Genomic DNA, 12892 nt, shown 5'->3' with positions numbered 1-12892 from the left:
TTGATGGCGATTACTGCGCTCGCAGCCGGTCTGCCGCTTCAAGCAACAGTTGTTCCGTGCCGGTCCAGCCAAGGCAACCGTCAGTCACCGACACGCCGTATTGCAGCGACGAACCCAGCGCCTGACAGCCCTCGAACAGGTGGCTCTCGATCATCATGCCGATCAGCGAACGATCACCACGCAGACGCTGCTCAAGTACATCGTTGAACACGGCTGGCTGGCGCAACGGGTCTTTGCCGCTGTTGGCATGACTGCAATCGACCATGATTCGCGCGGGAATCCGCAGCCTGGTCAGGTCACTGTTCACCTGGGCGACGCTGGCGCTGTCGTAGTTCGGTCCGCGATGGCCGCCGCGCAATACCAGGTGAGTGTCGGCATTGCCCGGCGTTTGAATGATCGCCGGATGTCCCTGGCTATCGACACCGAAATGGCGATGGGGGTGGGCGGCGGAACGCATGGCGTCGCTGGCAACGCCCACGCCGCCGTCAGTCCCGTTCTTGAACCCTACAGGCATGCCCAGGCCGCTGGCCATTTCTCGATGGATCTGCGACTCCGTCGTCCGGGCGCCGATGGCCACCCAGCTCAACAGATCGTCGAAGTAGCCCGCCGCCATCGGTTGCAGCAGTTCGGTGGCCACAGGCAAGCCAAGCCGGAGCATTTCGCGCATCAGCTCGCGCGACAGCGTCAGGCCACCGGCCATGTCATCGCTGCCATCCAGGTGTGGATCGTAGGCCAGGCCTTTCCAGCCAACCGTGGTGCGGGGCTTTTCGACGTAGGCGCGCATCACCAGCAGCATTTCGTCGCTGACTTCGGCGGCGAGGCGGGCGAGGTTGCCGGCGTATTCGAGGGCGGATTTCGGATCGTGTATCGAGCAGGGGCCGACGATGACCAGCAGACGGGAATCTTCACCGTTGAGGATCGCGCGAACCGCCTGGCGGTGGGCGGCGATTTGCCGGGTCAGGGTGTTGCCGAGGGGCAATTGCTGTTTGAGTTGCAATGAGCTGGGCAGGCGCAGGTTCAGCGCTTCATTGGCAGGGCTCAAGGTGGACAGCGGCAGTGCAGAGACGGACGAGTTCATGTTCAAGGTTTCCTGGGGCTGGCGGCGGGATCATGCCCGCGGTCGCGGCCCTACTGGGGTGTTCGACAATTGGCCGGATTGGCTGCGTGTGTGTGCTTGCCACCTGTGGGTGACCGATCGGAGGCGGCAGGCTGTCCCGAGCGGAGGGTGGTAAATCGCCAGGCGGTAAAACTGTCGTAACGGTAATAAGTGGCGTAGTTCATGTTTTGAATCCTCTGGATGTCTGGTGTGTCGCTAAAAGTGTCGGGGCTGAAAAAACAAAACCCCCGGTCGGGAGGCCGACCGGGGGTTGAGAATTCTCTGGTGGCGACCCGTTTAAAGTGGGCGCCGTGTGGGTATCAGGCGCGCCAGTGGCTAAACCAATACCCAAAATAAAAGCTGACCGGAGCACAACCGTCATTCACCCGGGCAGCCGCAACCGAGCGCAGGGCGCTGGCGGTACGAAGCTGTAAGTGGGCGTTCAACATGGTCTGTCTCCGATGGATGGCCCGAGCTTACTAGAGGCCGATACGCAGATTCAATCAGAAAATGCTATCGGCCGGCGACGGCGTCTTCTATCGCTTGAGTGCCCCGCAGGTTGTGACACACTTTGCGCGTCGATAAAACACCCATCGTCACAAGGACGCAGCATGACGACACTGACCCTCGCCGTGGAGTTGCAATGATTGAATACCAATGGCGTCCGGCATCGTCTGGTGACCTGGCGTTCGCCCGCGAACTGACCCGCGCAAACATGCTGCGCTACTACATTGAGCATGACCTGTTGTGGCAGGACGAAGCGTTTGATGTGGCCTGGGCGGGGCGGGACAACCGATTGATCACAGGCAGCGACGATGTGTCGGGTTATGTCAGCCTGAGTCGTGATGCCAGGGCCCTGTATATCCGCGAATTGCATGTCGTCGACGCGTTTCGCGGGCAGGGCGCCGGGTCCTGGGCGATTGATCAGGTACTGGCTCTTGCACGCAAGGAGCGTCGGCCGGCATTGCGCCTGACGGTTTTCGAAAACAATCCGGCGCAAGCGTTGTACCTGCGCAAGGGATTGAGGGTAGTGGGCAAGGACGAATGTTTCCTGAGGATGCAGCTGGATATCCCGGGCCAGTACAGCTGAAACACGCTTGCGACAAGCCTTTCAAGATGAATTGAAACTTTTAATCTGACGCTTTCCGCTAGGTCTGCCAGATGCTTTTTGCTAAGGTGTCTGGCAACCCAATAAGACCATATCGCGAGGTGTCTGCTTGATTAGGGTGCTAGTAGTCGATGACCATGATCTCGTTCGTACAGGCATTACACGAATGCTGGCTGACATCGATGGCCTGCAAGTAGTCGGCCAGGCCGAGTCGGGCGAAGAATCCCTGCTCAAGGCGCGTGAGCTGAAACCCGATGTGGTGTTGATGGACGTCAAGATGCCGGGCATCGGCGGTCTCGAGGCCACACGCAAACTGTTGCGCAGTCATCCGGATATCAAGGTTGTCGCGGTGACCGTGTGCGAAGAGGACCCGTTCCCTACGCGCCTGTTGCAAGCCGGTGCGGCGGGTTACCTGACCAAGGGGGCAGGTTTGCCGGAAATGGTCCAGGCCATCCGACTGGTGTTCGCCGGGCAACGCTACATCAGTCCGCAAATTGCCCAGCAGCTGGCGATCAAGTCCTTCCAGCCCACCAACGATTCGCCTTTCGATGCGTTGTCGGAGCGGGAAATCCAGATCGCCCTGATGATCGTCGGTTGCCAGAAAGTGCAGATCATTTCCGACAAATTGTGCCTGTCCCCGAAAACCGTGAACACCTACCGTTACCGCATCTTCGAAAAGCTTTCGATCAGCAGTGATGTCGAGTTGACGCTGTTGGCGGTTCGTCATGGCATGGTCGACGCCAGCCTCTGAAAATGACCGAAACCTTTGATCCGAGCGCCTTTCTGTCGACCGTTAGCGGGCGCCCCGGCGTTTACCGCATGTTCGACAGCGAAGCGCGGCTGCTTTACGTCGGCAAGGCGAAAAACCTCAAGAATCGCCTGTCGAGTTACTTTCGCAAGAGCGGGCTGGCCCCCAAGACCGCGGCACTGGTAGCGCGAATCGCCCAGGTCGAAACCACGATCACCGCCAACGAAACCGAAGCCTTGCTGCTTGAGCAGACGCTGATCAAGGAATGGCGTCCGCCCTACAACATCCTGCTGCGCGACGATAAATCCTACCCCTACGTCTTTCTCTCCGACGGAGAGTTTCCACGCCTGAGCATTCATCGCGGGGCGAAAAAGGCCAAGGGCAAATACTTCGGACCTTACCCGAGCGCCGGTGCGATTCGCGAAAGCCTGAGCCTGCTGCAAAAGACGTTTTTCGTCCGGCAATGCGAAGACAGCTACTACAAGAACCGCACCCGTCCTTGCCTGCAATACCAGATCAAGCGTTGCAAGGCGCCCTGCGTCGGGCTGGTGGACCCCCAGGTATATGCCGAAGACGTGCGCCACTCGGTGATGTTTCTCGAGGGGCGCAGCAATGCGCTGACAGACGAGTTATCCGCCGGGATGGAAGAGGCGGCGATCAATCTGGAGTTCGAGCGGGCAGCCGAGTTGCGCGACCAGATTGCCCTGTTGCGCCGGGTTCAGGATCAACAAAGCATGGAAGGCGGGACCGGGGACGTCGACGTGATCGCCGCGTTCGTAAACCCGGGCGGCGCCTGTGTGCACTTGATCAGCGTACGGGGCGGGCGGGTATTGGGCAGCAAGAACTTCTTCCCGCAAGTCGGTATTGAAGAAGACGTTTCCGAAGTCATGGCCGCGTTTCTCGGCCAGTACTTCATCAGCAGTCCCGAACGCGACTTGCCCAGCGAACTGATCGTCAATGTGGTTCACGATGACTTTCCGACCTTGATCGCCGCCATCGACGAGCTGCGCGGTCGTGAACTGACCATCAGTCATCGCGTACGGGGCACGCGAGCGCGCTGGCAGCAATTGGCCGTGACCAATGCCGAGCAGGCGCTGAGTGCGCGGCTGGCAAACCGTCAGCACATCACGGCACGCTTCGATGCGCTGGCCGAGGTGCTCAAGCTGGATGAGCCGCCGCAGCGACTTGAGTGCTACGACATCAGTCATTCCAGTGGCGAGGCGACGGTGGCGTCCTGTGTGGTCTTCGGCCCCGAAGGCCCGATCAAATCCGATTACCGCCGGTACAACATCGAGGGCGTTACGGCCGGCGATGATTACGCGGCAATGCACCAGGCACTGACCCGACGCTTCAGTAAACTGAAGGACGGGGAGGGCAAGTTGCCGGATATCCTGCTGGTGGATGGCGGTAAAGGTCAGCTGTCCATGGCCCGCGACGTACTTGATGAACTCGCCGTGCCTGACCTGATCCTGCTCGGCGTGGCCAAAGGTGCGACGCGCAAGGCCGGTTTCGAAACCCTGTACCTGAACGACGCAGCACATGAGTTCACCTTGCGCGGCGATTCTCCCGCCCTGCACCTGATCCAGCAGATTCGCGACGAAGCCCACCGGTTTGCCATTACCGGGCACCGCGCCCGACGTGGAAAAACCCGCCGGACGTCTACACTGGAAGGCGTCGCCGGCGTCGGCCCAACACGTCGGCGGGATTTGTTGAAACATTTTGGTGGATTGCAGGAGCTGTCTCGTGCAAGCATCGAAGAAATTGCCAAAGCCCCCGGGATCAGTAAAAAGCTCGCAGAGTTGATTTATGCAAATCTGCACAGCGAGTAGAATGCCCCCTCACCTCGTAGCCAGTTGTGCCGATGAATATCCCTAATCTGATTACCGTTCTACGCGTTCTGCTCATTCCGATCTTCATTTTGCTGTTCTACCTGCCTTACCAGTGGAGCTACCTGGCATCCGCCTCGGTCTTCGCATTCGCTGCCGCCACCGACTGGCTGGACGGGTATCTGGCCCGCCGTCTGGAGCAAAGCACGCCGTTCGGGGCCTTTCTCGATCCGGTTGCCGACAAGCTGATGGTCGCGGTTGCACTGGTGCTGTTGGTCCAGGAACACGGAAACCTGTGGCTCACGCTGCCGGCTGCCGTGATCATTGGTCGCGAGATTGTCGTCTCGGCACTGCGCGAATGGATGGCCGAACTGGGCGCACGTGCCCACGTCGCCGTATCGAACCTGGGCAAATGGAAAACCGCCGCGCAAATGCTGGCGCTGGTGATCCTGCTGGCCAATCCCAAGGACTTCAGCTTCTGGGTCTTGCTCGGTTATACCTTGCTGATGGTCTCGGCTGGCCTGACTTTGTGGTCGATGGTCCAGTACTTGCGGGCCGCCTGGCCACATCTGAAGACTGACGTTGAAAAGAAATAAAACTTTTTTGAATCAAGGGGTTGACGGCGCTTCTGAATTCTATAGAATGCGCCACACCAAGACGCGGGAATAGCTCAGTTGGTAGAGCACGACCTTGCCAAGGTCGGGGTCGCGAGTTCGAGTCTCGTTTCCCGCTCCAAGTTTGTACGCATTTGATGTCGCGCTACTGATATCAAATGTTTTGAGGCCGAGTAGCAAAATGGTTATGCAGCGGATTGCAAATCCGCCTACGCCGGTTCGATTCCGACCTCGGCCTCCACTAATAAACAAGCTCCGTAGATCTATGATTTACGGAGCTTTTTTATTTGCAGTAGCCTGCAAGATTTAGACTTGAAAAGGCTATTTGCAAACTTGCTTCACCGGGGCGGGATGTATATATTCCCAGCTCTGCTGCACAAGCGTAAGAACGGCCAGACCCTGGTTTGGCAAAAATCTGACGCTTCACCGCGCTACCGCCCGAATGGCGAAACTGGTAGACGCATGGGACTTAAAATCCCCCGCTCGTAAGGGCGTGCCGGTTCGATTCCGGCTTCGGGCACCATGAATATCAAGGGCTTGCGTGAGATACCTCATGCAGGCCCTTAGTTTTTTTTATTGCCGCAATTCGCCCGCAAATCGCGCATTCGGAAGTCGGCTTTGATTCCCTTGGGCGACATATCTACGCAAAAGCACCAGGCCCCTGATATGTATCGCTCTCTCCCTGAAAGCGATAAACTCCATATTCACCATTTGCTCAGTGCGTTTACTGAGCTGGTGTCGCGACACAACCAATAAATGCTTCAAACCCAATGGTCCGGAAGGCACCTTGGGAAGGAAAACCATGTCTGTCGTTTTGGCAGAACTCAGGATGAGAGGGAAACACAAATGGCTTTGGCAGCCTCCAAAGAGTGCATGCATCAAATTTCACCGTCGGCGAATGCGTGCCCCGAGTGCGGGACAAAAAAGAAAACTTCAAGAACTTCAAAGCTGGTAGGACTCGCAGCCACCGCCGGAGTCATTTACTGGTTTACGTTTCATGTCTTGTTTCCAGGCATCTCCGTTACCCGGTCTGAGTACGGCGAGAAATGGCCTCTGACCATTTCCGAAGGAACACTTTCCTGCGTGAGTCCGTCATCGGTCCTGCTCGAGTTCCAGGGCGTGACCTATGCAATGAACGATTCTGCTGGCAGCCATGCGAAGCAGTCCGGCTGGACCGACGTCAATAGAATTTGGCGTAATGATCCCGAAAACAAAGGATCGAAAGTGGCGATGACACCACTTATCGAGCGAGGGCTTGCGCTCTGCGCGAAATAGCCGGGTAAAGCAAAGGGGCCGCTGCAATGGCGGCTCCCGTTTAGTGCACATTGTCAGTCTCTACATCCATCTCGACACTCCGAAACTTTCGTTGCTCCAAGGGGCTTTGCGAGAGAAATAAATCTCATTACGCCAGATATCTGACGCATCCATGACGCTCGTCTGAAAAGCGTCGGATAAATGACGTTTCGCGTTGAGCTTTTACCTTCCTGACCTAGGCTCAAGCCAAGTGGGGAGGAGGTACAGGCCATGCGCAAATTATTGATTGGCTCGTCGATGCTGGCCTGTCTGGTGGTACTGGGCGGTTGGTTGAGTCGCCCACAGCCGTTGCCGGTCAGGCTGCTGGAGGTTGAGCGAGGGCCGGTGGAGACACTGGTGGCCAACACCCGCGCGGGTACGCTGAAGTCCTGTCGACGTTCGCATCTGTCCTTCAATGTTGGCGGCCAGGTTGCCGAGTTGCTGATCGGCGAGGGCCAGCGGGTCGAGGCGGGTCAGGTGCTCATGCGCCTGCGCCAGGACGAACAACAGGCTCGGCTGCAGGAGGCCGAGGCGCGGCTGGAGGCCCAACGCAGTGTCCGCGAACAGCGCTGCCAGCAGGCTCATCTGGACCGCCGCGACCTCGATCGCCTGGGCCAACTGGCCGACCGCAAGTTGGTGGCCGCTGATCGCCTCGATCAGGCCGAGACCAAGGCTCACCTGGCGAAGCTGATGTGCAGTGCCAGTGCCGTGCTGATCCGCGAGGCCGACGCCAGCCTGCAGTTGCAGCGTTCACTGCTGGAGCAGACGACCCTGCGTGCGCCATTCGCCGGCATAGTCGCAGAAATCAACGGCGAACTCGGCGAGTTCGTCACCCCTTCGCCGCCGGGTATTCCCACGCCGCCGGCGGTCGACCTGATCGATGACAGCTGCCTGTATGTCGAGGCGCCGATCGATGAGGTGGACGCTGCCCGGGTTCGCCCCGGCACCGCCGTGCGGATCAGCCTGGATGCCTTCCGTGGCCAGCATTTCGCCGGCCGCGTCAGCCGCATCGCGCCCTATGTGCGTGAGCTGGAGAAGCAGGCGCGCACCGTCGATGTCGAGGTGCGCTTCGACCAGCCGCCGGCCGATCTGGCCCTGCTGACCGGCTATAGCGCCGATGTCGAGATCCTCCTGGAACAGCGCGCACGTGCCTTGCGCATCCCCACCGAAACCCTGTTGGAGGGGCAGCGTGTGCTGCGCTATGACCCGAGCGCCCGGGTGTTGCGCGAGGTGGCGGTGCAAACCGGCTTGAGCAACTGGCGCTGGACCGAGGTGCTCGCCGGGCTGGACGAGGACGCGCGTATTGTCGCCAGCCTCGATCAGAAAGGGCTCAAGGACACCGTGTCGGTGATCCCGGTGGATGCCGCGGAGACTGAGCGATGATCCGCCTGCGCGGCGGCAGCCGCAGCTTCCAGTTGGGCGAGCAGCAGGTGATGGGGCTGGACAGTCTGGATCTGGACATCGCCGCCGGTGACTACATGGCGGTGATGGGCCCGTCGGGCTCGGGCAAGTCGACCCTGTTGAACATCCTCGGTCTGCTCGATGCGCCGAGCGCCGGTGAATACTGGCTGCAGGGCGAGGCCACGGCGACGCTGAGCGAGGCGCGGCGTGCGCAAATGCGCAGCCAACTGATAGGTTTCGTGTTCCAGTCCTACCACCTGATCGCACGACTGACGGTGCTGGAAAATATCGAGCTGCCGATGGTCCTCGCCGGCATCGGCGCGGCGCAACGACGCAAGCGCAGCAGCCAATTGGTGGCGCGCCTGGGGCTGGGCGAGCGCATTGCCCACCGCCCGGCCGAGCTGTCCGGTGGCCAGCGCCAGCGCGTCGCCATCGCCCGGGCGATGGTCATGCAACCGGCGCTGTTGTTGGCCGACGAGCCCACCGGCAATCTCGATAGCCAGGCCGGCGCGGAGGTCTTCAGCCTGCTGGAGGAGCTCAACGGCGAGGGCCTGACCCTGATAGTGGTGACCCACGACGCCAGCCTGGGCGCCCGCGCGCAGCGCCAGTTACACATGCGTGACGGGCGGATCCACAGTGCTGCGCCACAGCGGGCGCTGGTCTGATGCGCGCTGCCGATGCCCTGGGCTTCTGGATCGGCGCCTTGCGCGGGCATCGGTCGCGCAGCCTGATGCTGCTGCTGGCCATCGCTATCGGGGTGGTTGCGGTCAATCTGCTCACCGGCCTCGGTGCGGGGGCGCGGGCCTTCGTCCTGAACGAATTCTCGCTGCTCGGGCGCGACATCCTCATCGTTTTCCCGGGCCGCAAGGAAACCACGGGGCGTATACCGCCGCTCACCGGCCTGACACCGCACGAGTTGACCTTGCAGGACGTCCAGGCCATCACCCGGTTGCCGGGCATCCGTCGCGTCGCGCCGATGCAAGCCGGGCAGATGGAGGTGATAGTCGGCAACCGCAATCGTGAGGTGTTGACCCTGGGCACCACGCGGGACTTCTTCGCCATTCGCCAACTGACGGTCGTCCAGGGCCAGCCCCTGCCGGCGCTGGACCCTGAGCAGGCCGAGGCCGTCTGCGTGATCGGCGGCAAACTCCGGCGCGAACTGTTCGGTGCGCGCCCGGCCCTGGGTGAATGGCTGCGCGCCGGCGACCGGCGCTTCCGGGTGGTCGGCGTCCTCGGTGAGCGGGGCGAATCCCTGGGGATGGATTTCTCCGAGATGTTGATCATCCCGGTGGCCAGTGCCCAGGCCTTGTTCAATCGCGAGGGGCTGTTACGGGTGTTTGTCGAGGTGCGGGGGCCGGGCTTTCTCGACCGTAGCAAGCGGCTGATACTCGCCACGCTCAAGGAGCGCCACGAGGGTGAGGAAGACATCACTCTGGTCAGCCAGGACAGCCTGCTCAGCGCCTTCGACGAGATACTCGCGGTGCTGACCCTGGCGGTGGCCGGGATTGCCGCGATCAGCTTGCTGGTGGCCGGTATCCTGATCATGAACGTGACCTGGATTGCGGTGAGCCAGCGCAGCGCCGAAATCGGCCTGCTCAAAGCCATCGGTGTGACGGCGGCGCAGCTGCGCCTGCTGTTCCTCGGCGAGGCGGCGCTGCTCGCCCTGACGGGGGCGCTGGCGGGGCTGCTGCTGGCCGAAACCTTGCTCTGGCTGGGGCGCCAGGCGTTCGATCTGCCGCTCTATGCACCCTGGTGGGCGCGGGTTAGCGCGGTGCTGCTGGCACTTGGCACGGCGCTGCTGTTCGCCTGGTTGCCGGCCACTCGGGCCTCGGCGCTGGAGCCGGTGGCGGCGCTAAGCCCGCCGGGAGCGCACTGATGCGCTGGCAAGATGGTTTGCGGCTGACCAGCTCGGCGCTGACCTGTCGACCCTTGCGCAGCCTGCTGACCCTGCTCGGGATAGCGATCGGGATAGCCGCCGTGGCGCTGCTCACGGCCATCGGCGAAGGTGTGCGCGGCTATGTGCTGGAGAACTTCTCGCAGTTCGGTACGCGGATCATCACCGTGCGCCCGGGCCAGACCCAGACCAGCGGCCTCGGCGGTCTGCTCGGCAGCGTACGGCCACTGACCATCAGTGATACCGACGCCCTGCGGCGCTTGCCGCATGTCGAGGCGGCGGTGCCGATCATTCAGGGCAGCGGGGATATCCAGTTCGGTCAACTGAGCCGGCGCAGCGACATTGTCGGTGGCGGCCATCAGATGGCGCAGGCCTGGCGCATGCAACTGAGCCTGGGCGAGTTCCTGCCCGCGGCCCGTGACGGTCGTTCGCCGCCCTATGTGGTGCTCGGCCATCAGTTGCGTGTCGAACTGTTCGGTGCACGCAATCCGCTGGGCGAGCTGATCCGCGTCGGCGGCGTGCGTTTCCGGGTGATCGGCGTGATGGCGCAGAAGGGCCAGTTGCTCGGCTTCAACCTCGACGATATTGCCTACATCCCGGTGGATTGGGCCGAAAGCCTGTTCAACCGCACCGGAGTGGTCAAAGTCCATGTTGTGTTCGGCGCCGGCACCACTTCGCGGACGTTGAGTCGGCAGATTCGCCAGGTGCTCGGCGAACGGCACGGCGTGGAGGACTTCAGCCTGACCACTCAGGACGACATGCTGCGCAGCTTCAACCGCGTTCTCGGCACCCTGAGCCTGGCCATCGGTGCCTTGGGGGGCATTTCCCTGTTGGTCGGCGCCGTCGGCATTCTTACCATCATGACCACCACTGTGGGCGAGCGCACCGCGGAAATCGGCCTGTTGCGGGCGATCGGTGCCAGTCCGCGGCAGGTGCTCGGGCTGTTTCTCGCCGAAGCGACGCTGCTGTCCCTGGCCGGTGGCCTGCTGGGTCTGCTGTTGATGGGCCTCCTGCTCGGGCTACTGCACCTGGCCATGCCGAGCCTGCCCCTGGCGCTGCAGCCGCTGTTTTTGCTGCTGGCGCTGCTGCTGGCGGCGGTGCTCGGCATTCTCGCCGGCCTGGCTCCGGCACTGCGGGCGTCCCGTCTGCATCCGGTGGCGGCTCTGCACAGTGAATAGCGGCCAGTCGCTACCCTGGAAATTTCGACAGGCTGCCGGAAACGGGCTTTACTGGATTAAGTCGTGCAGATTACCGGGGGCTGCATGTTCTCGGCCGCCAGTATGCCGAGTTCAACACTACACCCGTCGAGCTTGAGGACCAGCCCATGTCCCGGTTCCTCTGCACCATGTTGCTCGCGCTGCTGCTGGTCGGCTGCGCCACCCCGCGCTTGCCCCACGAAATCAGCGAGGCGATACCCGCCAGCGAATCGGCTTTCGGGCGCTCGATCCAGGTTCAGGCCGCCGCGCATGAAGGGCGCTCGGGGTTTCGCTTGCTGCCCAACAGCAGTGAAGCCTTCAAGGCGCGCGCCGAGTTGATCCGCAACGCACAGAAAACCGTCGATCTGCAGTACTACATCGTGCATAACGGCCTGAGCACCCGGGCGCTGGTGCGTGAATTGCTGCTGGCAGCCGATCGCGGCGTACGGATCCGCATCTTGCTCGATGACACGGCCAGCGACGGCCAGGAACAGGTCATCGCGACCCTGGCGGTGCACAGGAACATCCATATCCGCGTCTTCAACCCTTTGCATCTGGGGCGCAGCACCGTGGTCACCCGGACCATGGGCCGTCTGCTTGATCTTTCCCAACAACACCGACGCATGCACAACAAACTCTGGCTGGCCGACAACAGTGCAGCGATCGTCGGTGGACGCAACCTGGGGGATGAATATTTCGACGCCAAGCCCGATCTCAACTTCACCGACATGGACCTGCTGTGCATCGGCCCGGTCGCCGAGCAGTTGGGGCACAGCTTCGATCAGTACTGGAACAGCGCCTTGAGCCAGTCGATCAGCGACTTCCTGCTGAACAAGCCGACAGCACAGGATTTGCTCGAGAGCCGTCAGCGCCTGGAACAGTCGCTCGAGGCCTCACGTATCGAGAACACGGCGTTGTACAACCATCTCATGACCTACCGGACTCACCCGCAATTGGCGACCTGGCGCAATCAGCTGATCTGGGCCCATAACAAGGCAATGTGGGACGCTCCGAGCAAGGTCCTGGCGGACGGCGAACCGGCACGGGCGTTATTGATGGCCACGCAACTGCGGCCTGAACTCGATGGCGTCAATAACGAGTTGATCATGATCTCGGCCTATTTCGTCCCGCAAAAGCCGGGCATGGATTATCTGCTGGGGCGTGCCGATGCCGGCGTTGATGTGCGCCTGCTGACCAACTCACTGGAAGCGACCGATGTGCCGGCGGTGCATGGTGGCTATGCACCGTATCGCAAGGAGCTGCTCGAACATGGCGTGAAACTCTATGAGCTTCGGCGCCAGCCGGACGACCCCGGTCGTAGCTCTTCGTTTGGCTTGAGTGGTGGCTCGGACTCCAGCCTGCACACCAAGGCCATGATCCTGGACAAACAGAAAGTGTTCATCGGTTCGTTCAATTTCGACCCGCGTTCAGTGTTCTGGAACACTGAAGTCGGGGTGCTGGTCGACAGTCCCGAACTGGCCGGTTACGTGCGCCAACTGGCGCTTGAGGGCATGGCGCCGGCCATGAGTTACCAGGCCCGGCTGGAAAACGGCGAGGTCGTCTGGTTCACCGAGGACGACGGTCGCCAGCACGTCTTGCGCAAGGAGCCCGGTGGCAAATGGCGCAGCTTCAAGGCCTGGCTCAGCGACAAGATCGGCCTGGAGAAAATGCTCTGAGGGTGACGCGATCAAGCTGGAAGTCTTCTGAGGTGTTTGC

Annotated in this window: 11 protein-coding genes and 3 tRNA genes; 13 read left to right on the top strand and 1 reads right to left on the bottom strand. The window is 61.3% G+C overall.

The features are described 5' to 3' along the window. Nucleotides 1-10: 10 nt before the first annotated feature. The gene (locus AB4O16_RS03140; protein WP_460156961.1) at nt 11-1078 is read right to left on the bottom strand and encodes a 3-deoxy-7-phosphoheptulonate synthase; all 1068 of its coding nucleotides are present in this window, start codon (nt 1076-1078) and stop codon (nt 11-13) included. Nucleotides 1079-1739: 661 nt separating this feature from the next. Here AB4O16_RS03140 and AB4O16_RS03135 point away from each other — a divergent pair. From AB4O16_RS03135 to AB4O16_RS03075, 13 genes are all read left to right on the top strand, one after another. Next, nucleotides 1740-2186, top strand: a complete 447-nt coding sequence (locus AB4O16_RS03135; RefSeq protein ID WP_160387934.1) for a GNAT family N-acetyltransferase — start codon at nt 1740-1742, stop codon at nt 2184-2186. A 127-nt stretch (nt 2187-2313) separates the two neighbouring features. Further along, nucleotides 2314-2955 carry a response regulator transcription factor GacA gene (gacA, locus tag AB4O16_RS03130; protein ID WP_008015884.1) on the top strand — a complete coding sequence of 214 codons (642 nt, stop codon included), beginning with the start codon at nt 2314-2316 and terminating at the stop codon, nt 2953-2955. A gap of 2 nt (nt 2956-2957) precedes the next feature. After that, nucleotides 2958-4781 (top strand): excinuclease ABC subunit UvrC, encoded by a 1824-nt coding sequence (gene uvrC, locus AB4O16_RS03125; RefSeq protein WP_160387935.1) that lies wholly within the window; start codon nt 2958-2960, stop codon nt 4779-4781. Between the two features lie 32 nt (nt 4782-4813). Continuing rightward, the gene (gene pgsA, locus AB4O16_RS03120) at nt 4814-5374 is read left to right on the top strand and encodes a CDP-diacylglycerol--glycerol-3-phosphate 3-phosphatidyltransferase (RefSeq protein WP_007992985.1); all 561 of its coding nucleotides are present in this window, start codon (nt 4814-4816) and stop codon (nt 5372-5374) included. Between the two features lie 63 nt (nt 5375-5437). After that, nucleotides 5438-5513, top strand: a tRNA-Gly gene (locus AB4O16_RS03115). A 46-nt stretch (nt 5514-5559) separates the two neighbouring features. Further along, nucleotides 5560-5633: transfer RNA gene (locus AB4O16_RS03110), tRNA-Cys, on the top strand. Between the two features lie 195 nt (nt 5634-5828). Next, a tRNA-Leu gene (locus AB4O16_RS03105) sits at nt 5829-5915 on the top strand. Nucleotides 5916-6238: 323 nt separating this feature from the next. After that, nucleotides 6239-6667 carry a DUF2511 domain-containing protein gene (locus AB4O16_RS03100; RefSeq protein WP_460156960.1) on the top strand — a complete coding sequence of 143 codons (429 nt, stop codon included), beginning with the start codon at nt 6239-6241 and terminating at the stop codon, nt 6665-6667. A 249-nt stretch (nt 6668-6916) separates the two neighbouring features. Continuing rightward, entirely contained in the window at nt 6917-8068 is a 1152-nt protein-coding gene (locus AB4O16_RS03095) for an efflux RND transporter periplasmic adaptor subunit (RefSeq protein WP_160387944.1), read from the top strand. After that, entirely contained in the window at nt 8065-8751 is a 687-nt protein-coding gene (locus AB4O16_RS03090; RefSeq protein ID WP_460156959.1) for an ABC transporter ATP-binding protein, read from the top strand. Before AB4O16_RS03095 ends, AB4O16_RS03090 begins: the two co-directional genes overlap by 4 nt. Then, a complete protein-coding gene (locus AB4O16_RS03085; protein WP_460156958.1) occupies nt 8751-9962 on the top strand; it encodes an ABC transporter permease in 1212 nt (403 codons plus the stop codon). The genes AB4O16_RS03090 and AB4O16_RS03085 overlap by 1 nt, the downstream gene beginning before the upstream one ends. Continuing rightward, nucleotides 9962-11158, top strand: coding sequence for an ABC transporter permease (locus tag AB4O16_RS03080; RefSeq protein WP_460156957.1), 1197 nt, complete (start codon nt 9962-9964; stop codon nt 11156-11158). The genes AB4O16_RS03085 and AB4O16_RS03080 overlap by 1 nt, the downstream gene beginning before the upstream one ends. 146 nt (nt 11159-11304) lie before the next feature. Then, nucleotides 11305-12852 carry a phospholipase D family protein gene (locus AB4O16_RS03075; RefSeq protein WP_460156956.1) on the top strand — a complete coding sequence of 516 codons (1548 nt, stop codon included), beginning with the start codon at nt 11305-11307 and terminating at the stop codon, nt 12850-12852. The last annotated feature ends 40 nt before the right edge of the window (nt 12853-12892 follow it).

Source organism: Pseudomonas sp. S2_H10 (genome assembly GCF_054668285.1).
The sequence above is the reverse complement of the archived record's forward strand: the minus strand, read 5'-3'. Positions and strand labels throughout refer to the sequence as shown.

Bases quoted from the DNA above. Each gene is read 5' to 3' on its own strand.
- AB4O16_RS03140 (WP_460156961.1), bottom strand. From the start codon at position 1,078: ATGAACTCGTCCGTCTCTGCACTGCCGCTGTCCACCTTGAGCCCTGCC.
- AB4O16_RS03135 (WP_160387934.1), top strand. From the start codon at position 1,740: ATGATTGAATACCAATGGCGTCCGGCATCGTCTGGTGACCTGGCGTTC.
- uvrC (WP_160387935.1), top strand. From the start codon at position 2,958: ATGACCGAAACCTTTGATCCGAGCGCCTTTCTGTCGACCGTTAGCGGG.
- pgsA (WP_007992985.1), top strand. From the start codon at position 4,814: ATGAATATCCCTAATCTGATTACCGTTCTACGCGTTCTGCTCATTCCG.
- AB4O16_RS03100 (WP_460156960.1), top strand. From the start codon at position 6,239: ATGGCTTTGGCAGCCTCCAAAGAGTGCATGCATCAAATTTCACCGTCG.
- AB4O16_RS03095 (WP_160387944.1), top strand. From the start codon at position 6,917: ATGCGCAAATTATTGATTGGCTCGTCGATGCTGGCCTGTCTGGTGGTA.
- AB4O16_RS03090 (WP_460156959.1), top strand. From the start codon at position 8,065: ATGATCCGCCTGCGCGGCGGCAGCCGCAGCTTCCAGTTGGGCGAGCAG.
- AB4O16_RS03085 (WP_460156958.1), top strand. From the start codon at position 8,751: ATGCGCGCTGCCGATGCCCTGGGCTTCTGGATCGGCGCCTTGCGCGGG.
- AB4O16_RS03080 (WP_460156957.1), top strand. From the start codon at position 9,962: ATGCGCTGGCAAGATGGTTTGCGGCTGACCAGCTCGGCGCTGACCTGT.
- AB4O16_RS03075 (WP_460156956.1), top strand. From the start codon at position 11,305: ATGTCCCGGTTCCTCTGCACCATGTTGCTCGCGCTGCTGCTGGTCGGC.